Origin of the sequence: Streptomyces sp. NBC_01294 (assembly GCF_035917235.1) — a bacterium.
Classification (GTDB): domain Bacteria; phylum Actinomycetota; class Actinomycetes; order Streptomycetales; family Streptomycetaceae; genus Streptomyces; species Streptomyces caledonius.
On the sequence record NZ_CP108423.1, the window covers coordinates 7433945 to 7451817 of the forward strand.

A 17873-nucleotide genomic window follows, 5' to 3' on the forward strand; every position below is an offset into this window, starting at 1 on the left:
CTCACCCGAAGGGCCCCGGGGGTCGGGTCAGTCGTGCGGCGGCAGCGAGCCGAGCTGGTGGTCGGCGACGTTCAGGGCCTCGTCCACCAGCCGGCGCAGATGTCCGTGGCCCAGGGCGTACACGACCCGGCGCCCGTCCTTGCGGGTGGTGACCAGCCCGGCGAGGCGGAGCTTGGCGAGGTGCTGGCTGACGGAGGGGCGGGCGGCCCCGCACGCCTCCGTGAGGGTGGTGACGTCGGCCTCGCCGCGGCCGAGCCGCTCCATCAGCGCCAGGCGGGTGCGGTCCGCGAGCAGGGCCAGCACGGACGCGGCCGTCTCCAGCCGGTCGACCCGCTCCTGCGAAACCTGTGCACCTGCCAGATGCGTGCCTGCGCTCATGCGCTCATCGTAGGGCGGCCGGAGGGCGAAGGGTGCACCCGTGCGCGCCTGTGCACGGGCCCCGCCAACCCCGCGGGAGGGGTGACGGGGCCCGTGCACAGGCGTCGCGCGGCGGATCAGCCGACGGCGGGCGCCGTCTGCCGTGCCGTTGCCTCCGCGTCGTCGGCGCGCGCGGCGAGGAGCCGCTGGGCCAGGACGCCGAAGACGATGGCGAACACCGCCCACAGCACCAACTGGACGGCCAGCGAGGCGATCCGGAACTCCCACAGCAGGGCGGCGGGGAAACCGGGCTTGACCGCGTCGTCGTTCGCCGGAAGGAACACGAACGCGAGGGCGGTGGCGAGGATGAAGCCGCCGCTCGCGGCCAGCGTCGCGTTCCAGTTGCCCAGGCGCGGTGCCAGCCGTCGCCCGAGGATGATCGCGCCGATGCCGAGCAGCACGCTGAGCAGGATCATCAGGAAGAACAGCGTGGTGCGCTGACCGATCGTGTCCGGGTTGCCGACCGCCGGCGGGGTGGCCGGGTACTTCAGGAACGGCACCAGGTAGACCGTGGCGAAGGCACCCGCCGCGGTGAGCGCCGCCGTGGCCCGCGGGCTGAACCCGCCCACGCGGCCGAGGGCGAACGAGAAGGCGAGCGCGGCGATGCCGCCCAGCGCGACCCCGTAGACCAGGACGCCGGTGGCCAGTCCGACGGTGGACTGCACCGGTCGGCTGACGACCTCTTCCTCCTCCTCGGCGGCTTCGCCCGACGCGGCGTCGCCGCCGTGCCCGGCGTGAGCGCTCGGGGCGCCCGCGGCGTCCTGGGCGGCCTGGGCCTCCTCCACGGCGATGGAGCCGCGAACCGGGGGCTCACCCACCACGTAGGCGACGGCGAAGGCGAACAGTCCGGCGATCAGGCCCGCGAGCATGCCGCGGACCAACAGACCTCTGACAGTAGAGGCGTACATGTGCACAGCCTCTCAGTGGCAGGGGAAGCCGAGCAGATGACGACCGTCGTGCACCCACTCGTGCACGCCTTCGCCGGCGAACACGGACGTGGCGCCCTGTTCGGCACCGACGAAGTACAGGGCGACGAGCATCAGGAGACCGACGAAGAGCGCCCAGGGCAGCACCGCGCGCACGGGCAGCGGAGCCGACAGGGAGCCGGCGGGGGTGGATACGGCAGCGGAAGCGACAGCCTCGGCCATGATGGAACCTCCTCGGGGAACAACGCGTCCCATACGGTGGTGCAGGACGACGGTCCTCGGGTCTGACTCGCCGCGGCGCCATCCTGGGGATGCCGCCGCAGCACACAGTGGCGCGACCATGCCGGATTCACACCGGGCTTCCGTCTCGCCGTCGTCGCTATGTGTAAATGTCGCCGTGACGGTACCGTGCGTCGGGCCTGCGGCCAAGATGGTGAGTCCCTGATCACACGTCTACGCTGCAGGAATGCCCTTGGGGCCCGTGCCACGGGCCCGGGTTTGTCCAGCAGTTGGACCGGCGGGGCTGCTAAAATCACCGCGTTGGCCTTCGGCGTGCGTGCCCCGTGCATGCGTCCGGAGGCTTTTTTCATGCCTTCAGACCACTCCACCGAACCTGCCGCGCCCCCGATGCCGGCCGCCACCGGCTATCGCGCGCTGCTCCGCAACAGAGAATTCGCCGGGCTGTACGCCGGCTTCGCCCTCACGACCGCCGCGGGTACCTTGTCCGGATTCGCACTCGGCTCACTCGTCAGCCGGCAGACCGGGTCCCCGTTCCTGACGGCCGTGAGCATGTACGGCGCCACCTTCGCGACGGTGCTCGGCGCGCTGACCCTGATGTCGGTCGCGGACGGAAAGCGCCCCCGCCGGACCCTCCTCCTGCTCCAGTTCGCCTCGCTGGCGGGCGTCGCCGCCCAGGCGGTCCCGGGGCTGCCGTTGGCAGCCCGGTTCGGCCTGCTGCTGATGCTCGGCTTCTTCCAGTCCCTCGGGACCGGCACGCGGTTGGGGCTGCTCGCCGAGATCGTGCCCATCTCGGGCTACGCACCCGCCCGTTCGCTGATGAACATCACCTCGGGCGGCACGGCGGTCCTCGGCTACGCCGTCGGCGCGGTACTGCTGCGCTGCCTGAGCCCGTACGGGGTCTTCCTCACCGCCGCCGCCCTGACCGCCCTCGGCACGGCCGCGGTGGCGACCACCGTCCGGGAACGCTCGATCCGGCTCACCCGCCGCCCCGGACTGCGCCGCACCTGGGCGACGAACGCCGAGCTGTTCGCCGACCCCGGCCGACGGGTGCTGCTGCTGAACCTGTGGGTCCCCAACGGTCTGATCGTCGGCTGCGAGGCCCTGTTCCTCTCCTACGACCCCGGCCACGCCGGCACCCTGCTGGCGGCGGGATCAGCGGGCATGCTGCTCGGGGACCTGACCGTCGGCCGGCTGCTCACCGCCGACCGGCGGCGCCGCCACGCGTTCGCCCTGCGGCTGCTGCTCGCCTTCCCCTTCCTGCTGTTCGCGTTCCACCCGCCCGTCCTGGTCACGGCAGCCGCGGTGTTCGTCGCGAGCGCCGGATTCGCGGGCACCCTCCCCCTCCAGGAGCAGCTCCTCGCACGGACCCCCGACCCGGTCCGCGGCCAGGTCCAGGGAGTCGAGTCGGCCGGGCGGATGACCTGGCAGGGCCTCGGCGCAGCGATCGCGGGCGGACTGGCCCAGTACCTCGCCCCGGGCGCGGCGATCGCCCTCGTCGCCGCGCTCTCCCTCGCCGTGACCGTCCTCTCCCGGCCGTCCCGCCGCGAGCGGTCCGGCGGCCACCGCTGAGGCGGCCACCGCTGCGGCGGGGCGGGGTCGGACCTACGGTGGGAACACGGCCCGCGCACGGGTGACTCGTGACGTGTGACGTGTGACGTGTGACGTGTGACGGCCGACGTGTGACGGGTGGCGTCCGACGCGAGCCGTCCGATGTGAGCTCCGACGCGAGCCGTCCGACGCGAGTCTGGTGAACGGGAGTCAGTGATGGCCGGTGAGGTTTCCTTCTTCGAGCTGGGCGCGGGCGACTGCGAGCAGGCCCGTACGTTCTTCGGCGGCCTGTTCGGCTGGGAGTTCGAGCCGGGCCCGACCGAGGGCAGCGGGTTCGCGATCCGTACACCCAACGTTCCCGGCGGCCTGCACGGGAACGACCCCGGCGCGAGCCCGTACCTCTTCTTCAAGGTCGACGACATGGGCGCGGCGCTCGACCGGGTCCGGGCGCTCGGCGGCTCGGTCGACGCCGTCGACCTGGGGAGCGACGAGGAGACGATCGCCCGGTTCGGCCGCTTCCAGCTCTGCCACGACGACCAGGGCACGCCCTTCGGCCTCCACCAGCCCCCGGCCGGCGGATGACGGGGGGGCAACCATCGGCGGGTTATTCGTGCACGTGTTCGGTTAGTGGGGCTAGGCTGGGGTCATGCACGCAGTCCAGGGCCTTCAGGGCTCCCTCTTCGACCAGGGCGACGAGATCGGGCTCGGCCCCCTGGGCGGCATGCGGCGGACCGTGCTCGGCGCCGGGGCCTGGGTCGACCACCTGCCCGGCTGGCTGAGCGGCGCCGACGCGCTCTTCGAGCGGCTGGCCGCCAACGTTCCGTGGCGCGCCGAGCGCCGGCAGATGTACGAGCGCGAGGTGGAGGTGCCCCGGCTGCTCGCCTTCTACGCCGGGGGCGAGCCCCTGCCGCACCCTTCGCTCACCGAGGCCCGCGAGGCGCTGACCGGCCACTATGCCGCCGAGCTCGGGGAGCCCTTCACCACCGCCGGCCTGTGCCTGTACCGCGACGGCCGTGACAGCGTCGCCTGGCACGGGGACCGGACCGGCCGTTCCTCGACCGAGGACACCATGGTGGCCATCGTCTCCGTCGGCGACCCGCGCGATCTCGCCTTCCGCCCCCGCGACGGCGGGGCCACCCTGCTGCGGCTGCCCCTGGGCCACGGCGACCTGGTCGTCATGGGCGGCTCCTGCCAGCGGACCATGGAACACGCCGTACCCAAGTCGGCGCGGGCCGTCGGACCGCGCATCAGCGTCCAGTTCCGGCCCCGGGGCGTCCTCTGACCTCGGCCCCCGCCGCCCCTCGGAGGCCGGAGTTGCGGCCCCATCGCAGGGCGGCCAGGCTGGTGCGCATGGATCTGGGCGCATTCTCCGTGAGTCTGTCCGTACGGGACATCGAGGCCTCCAGGGCGTTCTACGGGAAGCTCGGCTTCGCCGAATACGGCGGGGACGCCGCGCAGAACTGGCTGATCCTCAAGAACGGCGACCATGTGATCGGGCTGTTCCAGGGCATGTTCGAGAAGAACATGCTGACCTTCAATCCGGGCTGGGACGGCAACGCCGACCCGCTGGACTCGTTCACCGACATCCGCGAGCTGCAGCGGGAGCTGAAGGCGAGCGGCGTGGATTTCGTGACGGAGGTCGACGAGTCCGGCTCCGGCCCGGGCAGCTTCCTCGTCCTCGACCCGGACGGCAATCCGGTCCTCCTCGACCAGCACGTCTGATCCGGGGATCCGGAGCCGCCGTATGACGGGATCCGGATCCCCGGATCACGAAAAGGTGGGCGGCTCCGCGAGATCGGGCGGAGGGTGCCTTACAGTGCGCCGGGCTCCTTCGCGGACCGGCTCGACGCCGCCGCGTGCAGGGAGCGCAGCGCCAGCATCAGGACCCCGATGTCGTCGAGGTACACGGGGTCCGGAATCAGGTCCACCGGTGAGACGGTGTAGATCACGGCGACCCAGAACAGGGCCTTGTCGCGCAGCGGGATCCCCGCGTCGAGCAGCAGCTGCCGCGCCTTGAAGACCCGTACGAGCAGCACGGCCGCGGCGATCGCGAGGCCCACCGCGACGATCGCGGCCAGGGTGAGCCAGACCTTTCCGTCCATGACGCCCCTATACCCCGATACGGGGCCGCGCTACCCGAGCGGCGGCCGGATCCATTCACGCCCCCTGTCCGCGCAGCCGGCGTCCGACCTCGCCCAGTCCGTCGGCGAGCGCGTCGAGCTGCCCGGGGGTGAGGACGTCGACGAGGACCTCGCGGACCGTCGCCACATGCCCGGGTGCGGCCTCCTCCAGCTTGGCGGCGCCGGCGTCGGTGAGCGCGGCGAAGACGCCGCGCACGTCGGAGGGGCAGCTGTGGCGGCGCACCAGCCCGGCCTTCTCCATCTGGGTGACCTGGTAGGTCAGCCCGCTCTTGGAGTTGATCAGGCCGTTCGCGAGCTCGGTCATCCGCAGCTCGCGGCCGGGCGCCGCGGCGAGCCGCACGAGGATCTCGTACTGGGGGTGCGAGAGCCCGGAGTCGTCCTTGAGTTGCTGGTCCAGACGGCGGTTCACCAGGGCCGACGCGGCCAGGAAGCCGCTCCAGGCCCGCATCTCGCGGTCGTCCAGCCATCTCGGTTCAGCCATGCCTCCAGACTACACGGGTTGTTCCAATTTGAATCAATGGTTAGGGTCGACGACTAGCGGTTCGAATTTGAACAACTTTCCCTGCCTCCCCGGGCCGCTCGACCGGAAGGATCCCCACGATGACCAGCCCCTCCGTCACCGCCACGAAGCCGCAGGCCGCCGCCCCGGACGCGCAGCTCCGTCCCGCCGCCGCCCTCTCCACCCCGGGCCACGACACCGGCCTGCTGCTCCTGCGCCTCGTCCTCGGCCTGACCATGGCCGCACACGGCACGCAGAAGCTCTTCGGCTGGTTCGGGGGCGGCGGCATCGGCGGAACCGGGCAGTTCTTCACCGCCAGCGGCTACCCGGCGGGCGACGCCATGGCCGTCCTCGCCGGCCTGACCGAGACCCTGGGCGGCCTCGGCCTCGCCCTCGGACTGCTCACCCCGCTCGCCGGCGCCGCCGTCGTCGGCACGCTCATCAACGCGATCGCCGTCCACGGCGCCGGCGCCTTCTTCGCCCCGAAGGGCATCGAGTACGAGCTGCTGCTGATCGCCGGCGCCGCGGCCCTCGCCCTCACCGGCCCCGGCCGGTACGCCGCCGACCGCTTCCTGCCGGTCCTGCGGAGCCACCGCCTGGCACACGGCGCGCTCGCCCTCGCCCTCGGCGTGGTCCTCGGCGCGGTGCTGCTCCTCGTACGCGACTAGCGCACTGGGGGGTGTCCGGGGCCCGAGCTGATTGGCCCCGGACATTCGCGGGAAGAGCGCACAAATGACACAACCCATCGAAGACTACGCACTCATCGGCGACCTGATGACCAGCGGACTGGTCGGCCGCGACGGGTCCATCGACTGGCTGTGCCTGCCACGCTTCGACTCGGCCGCCTGCTTCGCCAAACTCCTCGGCGACGAGGAGAACGGCCACTGGCGCATCGCACCCCTCGGCGCCGCCGACGGCGAGCGGTGCACCCGCCGCGCGTACATCGACGGGTCGCTGATCCTGGAGTCGTACTGGGAGACCGACACGGGCACCGTCAAGGTCGTCGACTTCATGCCGCAGCGCGACGTGGCCCCCGACGTCGTCCGCATCGTCGAGGGCATCACCGGCACCGTCAGGATGCTCAGCACCCTGCGCCTGCGGTTCGACTACGGACACGTCGTGCCCTGGGTGCGCCGCAGCGACGGTGACCGGCTCGCCGTCGCCGGACCCGACTCCGTACGGTTCCGCAGCGAGCCCCCGGTCCGCACCTGGGGCGAGGCGAACAGCACCCGCTCCCAGTTCCCGGTCAACGCCGGCCGGCGCGTCGCCTTCGTCCTCGGCTGGCACGCCTCGCACGAGCCGCCCCCGCCGCCCACCGACCCCTTCGAAGCGCTGGAGTGCAGCCTCGCCGACTGGCGGGAGTGGACCGCCCAGTGCCGCTACGAGGGCCCCTTCCGGGAGGCGGTGACCCGCTCCCTGATCACCCTCAAGGCCCTCACCTACGCCCCGACCGGCGGCATCGTCGCCGCGGCCACCACCTCCCTCCCCGAGGAGATGGGCGGCATCCGCAACTGGGACTACCGCTACTGCTGGCTGCGGGACGCCACCCTCACCCTCGGCTCGCTCCTCTCCACCGGCTTCCTCGACGAGGCCCGGGCCTGGCGCGAGTGGCTGCTGCGCGCGGTCGCCGGAGACCCCGCCGACCTCCAGATCATGTACGGGATCGCGGGCGAGCGGCGGATCCCCGAGAGCGAGCTCCCGTGGCTGCGCGGCTACGCCTCCTCCGCCCCGGTCCGCGTCGGCAACGCGGCCGTCGACCAGCTCCAGCTCGACGTGTACGGCGAGGTCCTGGACGCCCTCCACGTCGCCCGGTCGGCCGGACTGCCCGCCGAGCGCCACGCCTGGCAGATCCAGCTCGCACTCCTCGACTTCCTGGAGCGCAACTGGCAGCGCCCGGACGAAGGCCTGTGGGAGGTCCGCGGTCCGCGCCGCCACTTCGTGCACTCCAAGGTGATGGCGTGGGTCGCCGCCGACCGGGCCGTGCGGGCCCTGGAGAAGGACCCCTCGATCCCCGGCGAGCCGGAACGCTGGCGCGCCATGAGGGACGAGGTCCAGCGCGACGTGTGCGCCAACGGCTACGACCCCGAGCGGGGCACCTTCACCCAGTACTACGGATCCCGCGAGCTCGACGCGGCGACCCTGCTCATCCCCCGGGTCGGATTCCTGCCGCCCGACGACCCGCGGGTCATCGGCACGGTCGACGCGGTGCGCGCGGAACTCGGCAGCAGCGGCCTGGTCCGCCGCTACAGCACTCAAGGCGCGGCCGTCGACGGGCTCCCCGGCGACGAAGGGGCCTTCCTGGCCTGCTCGTTCTGGCTGGCAGACGCCCTGTACCTGACGGGCCGGGAGAAGGAGGCCCGCGACCTCTTCGAACGGCTGCTGGCCGTGCGCAACGACGTGGGACTGCTGGCGGAGGAGTACGACCCGGTCGCGGGCTGCCAACTGGGCAACTTCCCGCAGGCGTTCAGCCACGTCGGCCTGGTGAACACCGCACTGATCCTGGCGGGCGGCGGGGTGCGGAGCACCGACGTCGGTTCCGTCGGTTCCGTCGGTTCCGTGTGAACGGCAGCCGATTACGGGCCACTGTACGAGCCCTCTCGGCCGGGGCGGCCCCCACGGCGGGCGCGGGCCCCACGGCGGGCGCGGCCGCCGCGGAAGCACCCGCCGTCCCGCAGACCGCGGATCTCGCTCAAGGCGTCAGCCCGGCGGCGAGCTCCACGGCCTGCGCGGCGTTCACCCGCCCGAAGCCGTAGTCGTCGTTGTGGCCGTTCGCGTCGTAGACGACTCCCGGACCTCCGATCCGGTCGGCCGACTCGTGCATCACCGCGCGCAGTTGGTCACGCGTGAGCTCGCGGTTCACGGACAGCGCCAGCGCGGCGCACCCCGCCGCACAGGGAGCGGCGAAGCTGGTGCCCGTGTCGGTGCGGTATCCACCGCCGGACCCGGTGCTCACGACGTCGACGCCGGGGGCGATCAGCTCGACCTCCGGACCGCGTGCCGCGTTGTCCTCCAGGTCCCTGTTGGTCGACCGCACCACCGCGATCACATCCGGATGGGAGACCACTTCGTCCTTGCCGACGTCGACGTTCCTGCCGTTGCTCGCCGCCCAGAAGATCAGGAGCCCCTTCCCCTGCCGGCCGTTCGTGGCGGCGAATTCAATGGCCATCTCCAGAGTGCTGCCCATGTCCCACGCCGCGATGTTCGGGCCCAGGCTGCTGACCAGGACGTCCGCCCCGTGCTCCGGGCCACTCCCGGAAACCTCCGTCGAAGGGTCGGCCGCGTAGGCCACGGCGCGCGCGAGCGTCGTCTGCGTACCGACCTGATCGTCCAGGCACGCCACCAGCATCAGCTCGCACTCGGGGGCCGCCCCGGCCCCGCCCGCACTGTCGTTGAGCCGGGCCCCGGCCATTCCGGCGCAGAAGGTGCCGTGATCGCTGTCGGGCATCCCCGAGGTGTTCTGGGTGAAGGTCGCACCCACCAGGCTGTTGCCGAAGAAGCCCGAAGCCCGGTCCACCCCGTCCGTGAGGTCCACATGCTGTGCGTCGAAGCCGTTGTCGATGACGGCGACCCGGATTCCGGTCCCGAGGGTACGGTCCCACGCCGACTCGATGTGGACGTCGGCACCCGGAGTGCCCCCGTTGGCACCGGCGTTCTGCCACTGCCACTGACGGGCATACCGGGGACCGGCGGGGCGGAAGCGCGCGGGAACGTGCTCCACGAACGACGGTTCGGCAAAAATGAACCGGTCGTTCCCGTGCAGCTCCACCGAGGCCGCCAGGGCGTCCTCCGCCGCCGGGGCGCGCACCTCGTACAGGTTCTCCGCGAAGCCGAGCTTGCTCACGACTTCCAGACCGGCCGCCTCGAGCTCGCGCTCGGCCTCCTGCTGCGAGAGCGCGGGCTGCAGTCGGACGGTCAACGCGTCGGTCGCGATGCCGATCCTCCCGTTGGGACGCCGGATCACCTTGCCGACCGCCTCGGCCCCAGAGATCTCCGCGCCGGCGCGGAACGCATCACGGGTCTGCCGGTTCGGTTTGACGAAGACCCAGCGCGCCTGGGCGAACGCTTCGGTGGTCTCGTCGTCGACCCCGGCCTCGTGCATCTCCGTCAGCGCGCTCGTTCCCAGTTCGCCCTCGGCCTCGGCCCTCGCCGTCCTCTGGCCGTCCTGACCCATCCTGACCGCGACCACATCGTCGAGTTCTTCGGCTTCGACGAGATGGCCACGCTGGTAGTACTGACGTGACATCGCACTCGCCTCGTTTCAGCGACGCGGACGACCTGGCCGGTGACACCACGGCCCAGGGATCCGCAGCCTGAGGAACACCCCCCTCTCCTCCAGTCTCCGCGTCCCCCCGCCCTGCGGCAACTTCGCGCCCCCGGCGCCGACATGCAGGTCCATCCGCAGTGAGACGGCGGGGGTGGGCGTGGGACCGGCGTCATGAGCGAACCGGTGCGGGAGCAGGGGTCTTCTACGGGTTCCCGCCCTTACAGGACGCCAGCAGGAGGGCGATGTCGTCCGGCCGGTCGATGCTGCTGACCGCCTCGCTGATCAGCCGGTCGGCGGTCTCCGTCAGCGGGGACGGCCGGGCCGCGGCCAGGGCCGTCCGCAGCTGTTCCACGCCGACATCGATGTCCATGCCCGGCATCTCCACCAGCCCGTCGGTGTAGAGGGCGAGCACCGAGCCCGTCTCCAGCCGCAGTTGCGTGACCGGGTACGAGGCGTCCGGGTCGATGCCGAGCACCACCCCGCCCGCCAGGTCCAGCACCTCGGTCCGGCCGTCGGGGTGGCGCAGCAGCGGCTGGGGGTGGCCGGCCCGGACGGCCCGGACGGAACCCGACGCGGGGTCGAGCAACACGTAGCAGCAGCTGGCGAACTGGCCCGGATCCAGGTCGATGAGCAGCTGGTTGGTGCCCCTCATGACCTGCTCCGGCGTGCTGCCGCTGAGCGCGAAGGCCCGTACGGCGCTGCGGAGTTGACCCATGGTCGCGGCGGCGGCCACGCCATGGCCCTGGACGTCCCCGATGACCAGGGCCAGCAGGCCGCGGCCGGTCTCGACGACGTCGTACCAGTCGCCGCCGACGTCCATGCCCAGGGTGCCGGGGAGGTAGCGGCCGACCGTGTCCACGTTCTCGACCACCGGCAGCCGGTGCGGCAGCAGGGCCGACTGCAGGCCGCGGGCGAGGGCCGCCTCGCTGTCGTAGCGCCGCGCCCGCGCCAGGGCCTGCGCGATCAGTCCGGCCAGCGCGGTCAGCACCGTACGCTCCTCCGGGCTGAAGCCGCGGGGCGAGTCGAAGCCGAGGATGCAGGAGCCGACCGGCCGGCCGGAGGCGATCAGCGGCAGGAACGCGCGGGCGCCGACGTCGGCGTCCAGCGGAATGCCCGGATAAGCGGCGGCCAGGTGTTCCATCGACTCGAAGAACAGCGGTCGGCCCGTGGTCAGCGTCTCGACGCCCGGCAGCCGGACGTCGAGCGCGACCCCGTCGAACCGGTCGAGGAAACCCGTCGGGAAGCCGGTCTCCCAGGCCAGGTGAAGGTGCCGTTCGTCGAGCAGGTAGATCGCCAGCTGCCGACCTCCGAAGGCCGGCAGCAGCTCCTCGGTGACCACGGCCGACACCTGCCGGGCCGTGACCGCCTCGGTCAGCGCGATGGCGAGGGCCACCGGCCGGTACAGCGCGGAGGCCCGGTCGGCGGCGGGTGACCCGAGGCCCGCACCCGGCAGGGCCATCGACGTGGGCGCGTAGGAGGGCTTCTCGGTGCCGCCGATCGTCAGGGTCACGCCGTCGGGAGCGGGGTACAGGTCCACCGACAGCCACTCCCCGGGCGGGTGCCGGCCGCGGCGGGCCGGAAAGTGCACCGGCTCGCCGGACATGAAGACGGCCCGGAAGTGGTCGTCGTAGGCGGGATTGCCGAGCCAGGGCAGCGCCTCCCACAGCACCCTCCCGCGCAGCTGCGGACCGCCGAGGCCGAGCAGTTCCTCGGCCGCCCTGTTGACGAAGCCGATCCTGCCCCGCCGGTCCAGGGAGAGCACCGCCATCGCGAGCCGGTCCACGGCCTCGCGGGCGCCCTCGGCCCCCGCCTGCGGCGGCGGCGCCGGCACGTCCACCGGGTCGCCCTCCCACGTCACCGGCGCCCCGGCCGCCGTGAGCGCGGCGAGTTCCTGGGCCAGCCGGTCCGCGGCCTCCCGCAGCCGTTCCCGGTCCGCGGCCCCGACCGGGACGCCCGGCGTCGCCGCGCGCAGCACCAGCAGCACGCCGAACCGTTCGGCCCCGGCCGTCACGGGCTCGTACAGCGAGGCGAAGGGGAACGGCAGCCCGGCCATCAGCTGGGGGAAGCGGCTCATGGCCGACTCGGCGTCGGGCAGGTGCACGGCCTGCCCGGAGCGGTAGGCCTCCCCGACCGGGTAGGGGCGGTTCACCTGCATCCGCCACCACGGCCGGTACAGCGGCAGCGGCAGTCCCGTGAACACGGCCAGCAGCAGGAGCCCCTCGCTGTGCGAGCGCAGGTAGACCCCGCCCGCGAACCCGCCGACGGCCTCCACGGCGCTCACGGCGCCGCGCGCGAGCGCCTGGGCCGTGGCATCGGGGGCGGGGCCGCCGCTGTCCGCTCTCGCGATCACACAGTCAGGATGCGCCCTGGAAGGCGGCCACTGCATCCCGGCCGCCCCGGTGGCGCGCCTGGCTGCGCGCCTGTGCCCGCGAGCTGATGCCGACGGGCCGGCAGGGGCCGGAGCGGCCGCGATAGGCCGACCGAAGCCGGCCGCTTCCCTCGTCCGGGGGACGTACGGGTGTACGGGCCGCCCCCCGGACGCGCCGCGGGGCACGATACGCAGGCGTCCCACCCCCCGGCAGGCCCCCGGAAGGCAGAGCATGCGGTTCCAGTACGACACCATCGGCGAGCGTTACGCGGAGTCCACGAACACGGCGGCCTTCTCGGCGGCCGACACCTACACCCTGCACGGCGCCCTCGACGCGCTCGGCGGGGTGCGCGGGCTCGACGCCCTCGACCTGGCCTGCGGATACGGCTACAACACCCGGCTGCTGGCGCGCGGCGGGGCCCGGCGGACCGTCGGCGTGGACGTCTCGGAGGAGATGATCCGGCTGGCCCGCGCGCACGAGGCGACGAAGGACCGCCGCGACGTCGAGTACGTGGTCGCCGACGCCGCCGGCCTTCCGCACCTCGGCCCCTTCGACCTCGCCACGGCCGCGTACGTCTTCAGCTACGCGCCCGACCGCAGGCACCTGCACGCGATGTTCCGGTCCGTCCGCGCCAACCTGCGCCCCGGCGGGCGGCTGCTCGCCATCGTGCCCAACGCCGGGGCGTTCCCGCGCGTGGACTGGTCGCCGTACGGGGTCCGTATCGTCGACCGGATCCCAGACGGCGACGCACCGCTGCTGAAGGCGCAGTTCCTGACCGAGCCGCCGGTGCCCTTCGAGTTCCGCGAGTGGGCGCACGCCGACCTCGCCGAGGCCGCCGTCGAGGCGGGCTTCGTGACGGTCGGCTGGCAGCCGAACCGGACGCCGCCCGCCGACCTCGTGCGCGACGAGGCGTACTGGACGGCGTACCGCGCCTGGCCGATCAGCTCACTGATGACCTGTACGGCGTAAGGGCCCCGGGCGCCGCCCGGCCAGGGCCGTCAGGGCAGTCGCGGCCTTCACAGGTCCGCCGTCGCCCTGATCAGCTCCACGATCCGGTCGCGCGCCGCCCGCCCCTCCGGCACCGGCATCAGCGGGTACCCGTGCGGCAGCCCGGCCTCCTCGTGGAACTCCACCTCGACCCCGTCCGCGCGGGCCCGGCGCAGCAGCTCCCTGCTGTCCGTGGTCAGCACGTCCCGGGTCCCGGTGAAGACCGTCAGCGGCACCAGCCCCGCGAAGGATCCGTGCAGCGGGCTCACGCGGGGGTCGTCGGGGGCCAGGGTCCCGGCGTACAAACGCCCGGCCTCCAGCAGTCCCGGGCGGGCCAGCATCGGATCGGCCGCCTCGATGGCCTCCTGGTCCGGATGGCTCATGCTCACGTCCAGCCAGGGCGAGATCAGCACGATCCGGGACGGCTGGGCCCCGGTGGCGTCGCGCAGCCGCTGCGCGGCCGCCAGCGCCAGCCCGGCCCCGGCCGAGTCCCCGATGAGCACCGTCCCGCCGCCGTCGCCGCTCGCGATCAGGCCGCTCAGCAGGTCGGTGGCGACCGGGACGGTCCGGTCGGCGGTACCGCGCGGAGCCAGGATGTACGCCGGTACGACGACCCGCGCCCCCGCCTGCGTGACCAGGGTCCGGATCAGCGCCCAGTGCGGGCGGACCAGCTCGTTGATGTAACCGCCGCCGTGCACGTACAGCACCTGGGCCGAGGGCTCGGTCCCGAGGGGGGAGACGTCGTACACCGGCCAGGCTCCGACGAAGGTCCGCGAGATGTCCGCGACCCGGCCCAGCCAACGCGGCGGCAGATGCGACGCGGGCCGGCGGGCGGACTGCGCCACCCGGGTCCGTACCGCCTCGGCGCTCGCGAACCGTCTTCGCCGTCCCGTCGCGATCAGCGCCGCCGACAGCGCCCTGCTGCGCAGACTCGGCACGCCCCTCACCTCCCCTTTTTCCCCGTGCCCTCATCGGCACGGGCCCCTTCCCCGTCCAGGGAGGAGCATAGGCGTGAAGCTGCGCTGTCGACCCGCTTAAGAAAGTCTCGATGGACTGATCACCGCGCCGATCGGCAGATTGGTGCCCGTCACCGACGCCGTCCGGGCCCGCACGCCCGTGGCGCGTTCCCTTCCGCAGGCCTGGAGCCACCCCATGAAGGCACTCGTCAAGCACAAGGCCGAGCCCGGCCTGTGGCTCATGGACGTCCCCGAGCCCGAGTACGGCCCCGGCGACGTGCTGATCAAGGTGCTGCGCACCGGCATCTGCGGAACCGACCTGCACATCCGGGCCTGGGACGGCTGGGCGCAGAACGCGGTCAAGACCCCGCTCGTCCTCGGCCACGAGTTCGTCGGCGAGGTCGCCGCCCTCGGCGCGGGCGTCCGCGACATCGAGATCGGCGCGCTGGTCAGCGGCGAGGGCCACCTGGTGTGCGGCAAATGCCGCAACTGCCTGGCCGGCCGCCGCCACCTGTGCCGCAGCACGATCGGGCTCGGCGTGGGCCGCGACGGCGCCTTCGCCGAGTACGTGGTGTTGCCCGCGCAGAACGTGTGGGTGCACCGCACCGCCGTGGACCTGGACGTCGCCGCGATCTTCGACCCCTTCGGCAACGCCGTGCACACGGCGCTGTCCTTCCCGCTGGTCGGCGAGGACGTGCTGATCACCGGCGCCGGCCCGATCGGCATCATGGCGGCGGCCGTGGCCAGGCACGCCGGCGCGCGCAACGTGGTGATCACCGACGTCAGCCCGGAGCGCCTGGAGATCGCCCGCAAGGCCGGCGCCACGCTCGCCGTGAACGTCGCCGAGTCCTCCATCGCCGAGGCGCAGGCACGGCTCGGCCTGCGCGAGGGCTTCGACATCGGCCTGGAGATGTCCGGCCGCGCCGAGGCGATGCGCGACATGATCGACAACATGACGCACGGCGGCCGGATCGCCATGCTGGGCCTGCCCGCGGCGGAGTTCCCCGTCGACTGGGCGAAGGTCGTCACCTCGATGATCACCATCAAGGGCATCTACGGTCGCGAGATGTTCGAGACCTGGTACGCGATGACGGTGCTCCTGGAGGGCGGGCTCGACCTCAGCCCGGTCATCACCGGCCGCTACTCGCACCGCGACTTCGAGGCCGCCTTCGACGAGGCGTCGACCGCCCGCAGTGGCAAGATCATCCTGGACTGGACGGCGTAACACCCCTCCGCCCCACCGAACCATCTCCCACCGGCCGGGCCCCGCACACCCTCCCCCCTCCGCGGGGCCCGGCCCCCTCCGCCGCACAAGGAGAACGCAGCATGTTCGAGACCGTCCGCGACGACCTCCGCAGCACCCTCGACGAGATCCGCTCCGCCGGTCTGCACAAGCCCGAGCGCGTCATCGGCACCCCGCAGAGCGCGTCCGTCGCCGTCACCTCGGGCGGCGCCGCCGGCGAGGTGCTCAACTTCTGCGCCAACAACTACCTCGGCCTGGCCGATCACCCCGAGGTCGTCGCCGCCGCGAAGGACGCCCTGGACCGCTGGGGCTACGGAATGGCCTCCGTCCGCTTCATCTGCGGCACCCAGGAGGTGCACAAGGAGCTGGAGGCGCGGCTCTCCGCCTTCCTCGGCCAGGAGGACACGATCCTCTACTCCTCCTGCTTCGACGCCAACGGCGGCGTCTTCGAGACCCTGCTCGGCGCCGAGGACGCGGTGATCTCCGACGCCCTCAACCACGCCTCGATCATCGACGGCATCCGCCTCTCCAAGGCCCGCCGCTTCCGCTACGCCAACCGCGACATGGCCGAGCTGGAGACGCGCCTCAAGGAGGCCACCGAGGGCGGCGCCCGCCGCAAGCTGATCGTCACCGACGGCGTCTTCTCCATGGACGGCTACGTCGCACCCCTCCAGGAGATCTGCGACCTGGCCGACCGCTACGACGCCATGGTCATGGTCGACGACTCGCACGCCGTCGGCTTCGTCGGCCCCGGCGGCCGCGGCACCCCCGAGCTGCACGGGGTCATGGACCGCGTCGACATCATCACCGGCACCCTCGGCAAGGCCCTGGGCGGTGCCTCCGGCGGCTACGTCGCCGCGCGCGCCGAGATCGTCGAGCTGCTGCGCCAGCGCTCGCGCCCGTACCTCTTCTCCAACTCCCTCGCCCCGGTCATCGCGGCGGCCTCCCTCAAGGTCCTCGACCTGCTGGAGTCGGCCGGCGACCTGCGCGAGCACCTCGCCGCCAACACCGCGCTCTTCCGCACGAAGATGACCGAGGCCGGCTTCGAGATCCTGCCCGGCGACCACGCCATCGCGCCCGTGATGATCGGCGACGCGGCGGAGGCGGCCCGGATGGCGGAGCTGCTCCTGGAGCGCGGCGTGTACGTGATCGGCTTCTCCTACCCGGTGGTGCCGATGGGCGCGGCGCGCATCCGCGTCCAGCTCTCGGCGGCCCACTCGACGGCCGACGTGGAGCGCGCCGTGGCGGCCTTCATCGACGCCCGTGCGGCGCTCGGGACCACTGGGGCCTGAGGGGCCTCTGCACCCTGAGACAATGGTGGGGTGATCGACCCCCGCCGGCTGCGCATCCTGCGGGCCGTGGCGGACCACCGTACGGTGACCGCCGCGGCCGCAGCCCTGTACCTCACCCCCTCGGCCGTCTCCCAGCAGCTCGCGGCGCTGGAACAGGAGACGGGCCACGCGCTGCTCACGCGCAGCGGCCGCGGCGTCCGGCTCACCGCGGCCGGTGAGATCCTGCTCGGCCACGCCCACGAGGTGCTGGCGCAGCTGGAGCGCGCGGAGGCCGAACTCGCGGCGTACGCGGGCGGCTCGGCGGGCGAGGTCACCGTGGCCGCCTTCGCGACGGGGATCGCCGAGGTACTGGCCCCGGCCATCTCCCGCCTCGCGCTGGAGCACCCGGGGATCCGGCTGCGGGTCCGGGACGCGGAGGGCGACCAGAGCCTGCCCCTGCTGCTGGACGGCGAGGCGGACCTCGCGCTGGCGGTCGAGTACCGGGGCGGCCCGGGCGCCGACGACGCACGGCTCTCCGTCCTCCCGCTGTACGCGGAACCCTTCGACGCGGTCCTGCCCTCGGGACACCCGCTCGCCGACCTGCCCGCCGTGGCGCTCGCGGACCTCTCCGACTCGGACTGGGTGGGCCAGTACCCCGGCAACCCGTGCCACGACGTCACGCTGCTCGCCTGCGAACTGGCCGGCTTCCAGCCCCGGTTCGTGCACTCCTCCGACGACTTCCGCGCCGTGACGGCGCTGGTGGGCGCGGGGGCCGGAGTGGCCCTCGTACCGCGCTCGGCGCTGCGCGGCATCGACCTCAAGGAGGTCCAGGTCCGCCCCGTGACCGGCCCGGCCGCCACCCGCCGGGTCTTCGCCGCCACCCGCCGGGGCGGCGAGACCCACCCGCTGATCGCGCCCGTCCTGGCCGCCCTGGTCCGTGAGGCGGAGCGGCTCCCGGCGCACTGAGCGTGCGGGGTCACGCCTGCCGTACGGGTGAACTGATGTGCCAACC

18 protein-coding genes are annotated in these 17873 nt (G+C 72.9%); 10 read left to right on the top strand and 8 right to left on the bottom strand.

Annotated features, from left to right (window positions below; all coding sequences use genetic code 11):
- Nucleotides 1-27: 27 nt before the first annotated feature.
- The 3 genes from OG534_RS33660 to OG534_RS33670 all read right to left on the bottom strand — a co-directional run bounded on the left by OG534_RS33660 (nt 28) and on the right by OG534_RS33670 (nt 1565).
- A complete protein-coding gene (locus OG534_RS33660; protein WP_326593154.1) occupies nt 28-378 on the bottom strand; it encodes an ArsR/SmtB family transcription factor in 351 nt (116 codons plus the stop codon).
- A 116-nt stretch (nt 379-494) separates the two neighbouring features.
- Nucleotides 495-1325, bottom strand: a complete 831-nt coding sequence (locus OG534_RS33665; RefSeq protein ID WP_326593155.1) for a CbtA family protein — start codon at nt 1323-1325, stop codon at nt 495-497.
- Nucleotides 1326-1337: 12 nt separating this feature from the next.
- Nucleotides 1338-1565 carry a CbtB domain-containing protein gene (locus OG534_RS33670; protein ID WP_326593157.1) on the bottom strand — a complete coding sequence of 76 codons (228 nt, stop codon included), beginning with the start codon at nt 1563-1565 and terminating at the stop codon, nt 1338-1340.
- Between the two features lie 366 nt (nt 1566-1931).
- On the opposite strand from OG534_RS33670, the gene OG534_RS33675 reads away from it, so the two are divergent.
- The 4 genes from OG534_RS33675 (at nt 1932) to OG534_RS33690 (ending at nt 4853) form a co-directional block, all read left to right on the top strand.
- On the top strand, nt 1932-3152 hold the full coding sequence (locus OG534_RS33675; RefSeq protein WP_326593159.1) for a hypothetical protein: 1221 nt from the start codon (nt 1932-1934) through the stop codon (nt 3150-3152).
- 195 nt (nt 3153-3347) lie between these two features.
- On the top strand, nt 3348-3713 hold the full coding sequence (locus tag OG534_RS33680; protein WP_326593160.1) for a VOC family protein: 366 nt from the start codon (nt 3348-3350) through the stop codon (nt 3711-3713).
- A 64-nt stretch (nt 3714-3777) separates the two neighbouring features.
- Nucleotides 3778-4413 (top strand): alpha-ketoglutarate-dependent dioxygenase AlkB, encoded by a 636-nt coding sequence (locus OG534_RS33685; RefSeq protein WP_326593161.1) that lies wholly within the window; start codon nt 3778-3780, stop codon nt 4411-4413.
- A gap of 68 nt (nt 4414-4481) precedes the next feature.
- Complete coding sequence (locus tag OG534_RS33690; protein WP_326593162.1) at nt 4482-4853, top strand: VOC family protein; 372 nt, start codon at nt 4482-4484, stop codon at nt 4851-4853.
- A gap of 89 nt (nt 4854-4942) precedes the next feature.
- On the opposite strand, the gene OG534_RS33695 is transcribed toward OG534_RS33690, so the two are convergent.
- Both OG534_RS33695 and OG534_RS33700 read right to left on the bottom strand, forming a co-directional pair.
- Nucleotides 4943-5233: a YkvA family protein gene (locus tag OG534_RS33695; protein ID WP_326593163.1), complete on the bottom strand. Its 291-nt coding sequence runs from the start codon at nt 5231-5233 to the stop codon at nt 4943-4945.
- A gap of 55 nt (nt 5234-5288) precedes the next feature.
- Nucleotides 5289-5753, bottom strand: a complete 465-nt coding sequence (locus OG534_RS33700) for a MarR family winged helix-turn-helix transcriptional regulator (RefSeq protein WP_326593164.1) — start codon at nt 5751-5753, stop codon at nt 5289-5291.
- Nucleotides 5754-5872: 119 nt separating this feature from the next.
- On the opposite strand from OG534_RS33700, the gene OG534_RS33705 reads away from it, so the two are divergent.
- Together OG534_RS33705 and OG534_RS33710 are read left to right on the top strand one after the other, a co-directional pair.
- Nucleotides 5873-6439: a DoxX family membrane protein gene (locus OG534_RS33705; protein WP_326593165.1), complete on the top strand. Its 567-nt coding sequence runs from the start codon at nt 5873-5875 to the stop codon at nt 6437-6439.
- Nucleotides 6440-6503: 64 nt separating this feature from the next.
- On the top strand, nt 6504-8333 hold the full coding sequence (locus OG534_RS33710) for a glycoside hydrolase family 15 protein (RefSeq protein ID WP_326593166.1): 1830 nt from the start codon (nt 6504-6506) through the stop codon (nt 8331-8333).
- 127 nt (nt 8334-8460) lie between these two features.
- On the opposite strand, the gene OG534_RS33715 is transcribed toward OG534_RS33710, so the two are convergent.
- Nucleotides 8461-10014 (bottom strand): S8 family peptidase, encoded by a 1554-nt coding sequence (locus OG534_RS33715; protein ID WP_326593167.1) that lies wholly within the window; start codon nt 10012-10014, stop codon nt 8461-8463.
- 223 nt (nt 10015-10237) lie between these two features.
- On the bottom strand, nt 10238-12421 hold the full coding sequence (locus OG534_RS33720) for a SpoIIE family protein phosphatase (RefSeq protein ID WP_326593168.1): 2184 nt from the start codon (nt 12419-12421) through the stop codon (nt 10238-10240).
- Between the two features lie 214 nt (nt 12422-12635).
- Here OG534_RS33720 and OG534_RS33725 point away from each other — a divergent pair, with 214 nt between their 5' ends.
- A complete protein-coding gene (locus tag OG534_RS33725; protein WP_326593171.1) occupies nt 12636-13373 on the top strand; it encodes a class I SAM-dependent methyltransferase in 738 nt (245 codons plus the stop codon).
- A gap of 47 nt (nt 13374-13420) precedes the next feature.
- Here the strand turns inward: OG534_RS33725 and OG534_RS33730 are convergent, their stop codons facing one another.
- Nucleotides 13421-14329, bottom strand: coding sequence for an alpha/beta hydrolase (locus tag OG534_RS33730; RefSeq protein WP_326593173.1), 909 nt, complete (start codon nt 14327-14329; stop codon nt 13421-13423).
- Nucleotides 14330-14543: 214 nt separating this feature from the next.
- Here OG534_RS33730 and tdh point away from each other — a divergent pair, with 214 nt between their 5' ends.
- The 3 genes from tdh (at nt 14544) to OG534_RS33745 (ending at nt 17827) form a co-directional block, all read left to right on the top strand.
- Nucleotides 14544-15572 (top strand): L-threonine 3-dehydrogenase, encoded by a 1029-nt coding sequence (gene tdh / locus OG534_RS33735; protein ID WP_326593174.1) that lies wholly within the window; start codon nt 14544-14546, stop codon nt 15570-15572.
- A gap of 101 nt (nt 15573-15673) precedes the next feature.
- The gene (locus OG534_RS33740) at nt 15674-16882 is read left to right on the top strand and encodes a glycine C-acetyltransferase (protein ID WP_326593175.1); all 1209 of its coding nucleotides are present in this window, start codon (nt 15674-15676) and stop codon (nt 16880-16882) included.
- 30 nt (nt 16883-16912) lie between these two features.
- Nucleotides 16913-17827, top strand: a complete 915-nt coding sequence (locus OG534_RS33745; protein WP_326593177.1) for a LysR family transcriptional regulator — start codon at nt 16913-16915, stop codon at nt 17825-17827.
- Nucleotides 17828-17873: the final 46 nt, after the last annotated feature.

Coding starts and splice junctions, on each gene's coding strand:
- OG534_RS33690 (WP_326593162.1), top strand. CDS start 4,482: ATGGATCTGGGCGCATTCTCCGTGAGTCTGTCCGTACGGGACATCGAG.
- OG534_RS33675 (WP_326593159.1), top strand. CDS start 1,932: ATGCCTTCAGACCACTCCACCGAACCTGCCGCGCCCCCGATGCCGGCC.
- OG534_RS33710 (WP_326593166.1), top strand. CDS start 6,504: ATGACACAACCCATCGAAGACTACGCACTCATCGGCGACCTGATGACC.
- OG534_RS33665 (WP_326593155.1), bottom strand. CDS start 1,325: ATGTACGCCTCTACTGTCAGAGGTCTGTTGGTCCGCGGCATGCTCGCG.
- OG534_RS33715 (WP_326593167.1), bottom strand. CDS start 10,014: ATGTCACGTCAGTACTACCAGCGTGGCCATCTCGTCGAAGCCGAAGAA.
- tdh (WP_326593174.1), top strand. CDS start 14,544: ATGAAGGCACTCGTCAAGCACAAGGCCGAGCCCGGCCTGTGGCTCATG.
- OG534_RS33705 (WP_326593165.1), top strand. CDS start 5,873: ATGACCAGCCCCTCCGTCACCGCCACGAAGCCGCAGGCCGCCGCCCCG.
- OG534_RS33660 (WP_326593154.1), bottom strand. CDS start 378: ATGAGCGCAGGCACGCATCTGGCAGGTGCACAGGTTTCGCAGGAGCGG.
- OG534_RS33680 (WP_326593160.1), top strand. CDS start 3,348: ATGGCCGGTGAGGTTTCCTTCTTCGAGCTGGGCGCGGGCGACTGCGAG.
- OG534_RS33740 (WP_326593175.1), top strand. CDS start 15,674: ATGTTCGAGACCGTCCGCGACGACCTCCGCAGCACCCTCGACGAGATC.
- OG534_RS33700 (WP_326593164.1), bottom strand. CDS start 5,753: ATGGCTGAACCGAGATGGCTGGACGACCGCGAGATGCGGGCCTGGAGC.
- OG534_RS33725 (WP_326593171.1), top strand. CDS start 12,636: ATGCGGTTCCAGTACGACACCATCGGCGAGCGTTACGCGGAGTCCACG.
- OG534_RS33670 (WP_326593157.1), bottom strand. CDS start 1,565: ATGGCCGAGGCTGTCGCTTCCGCTGCCGTATCCACCCCCGCCGGCTCC.
- OG534_RS33695 (WP_326593163.1), bottom strand. CDS start 5,233: ATGGACGGAAAGGTCTGGCTCACCCTGGCCGCGATCGTCGCGGTGGGC.
- OG534_RS33685 (WP_326593161.1), top strand. CDS start 3,778: ATGCACGCAGTCCAGGGCCTTCAGGGCTCCCTCTTCGACCAGGGCGAC.
- OG534_RS33720 (WP_326593168.1), bottom strand. CDS start 12,421: ATGCAGTGGCCGCCTTCCAGGGCGCATCCTGACTGTGTGATCGCGAGA.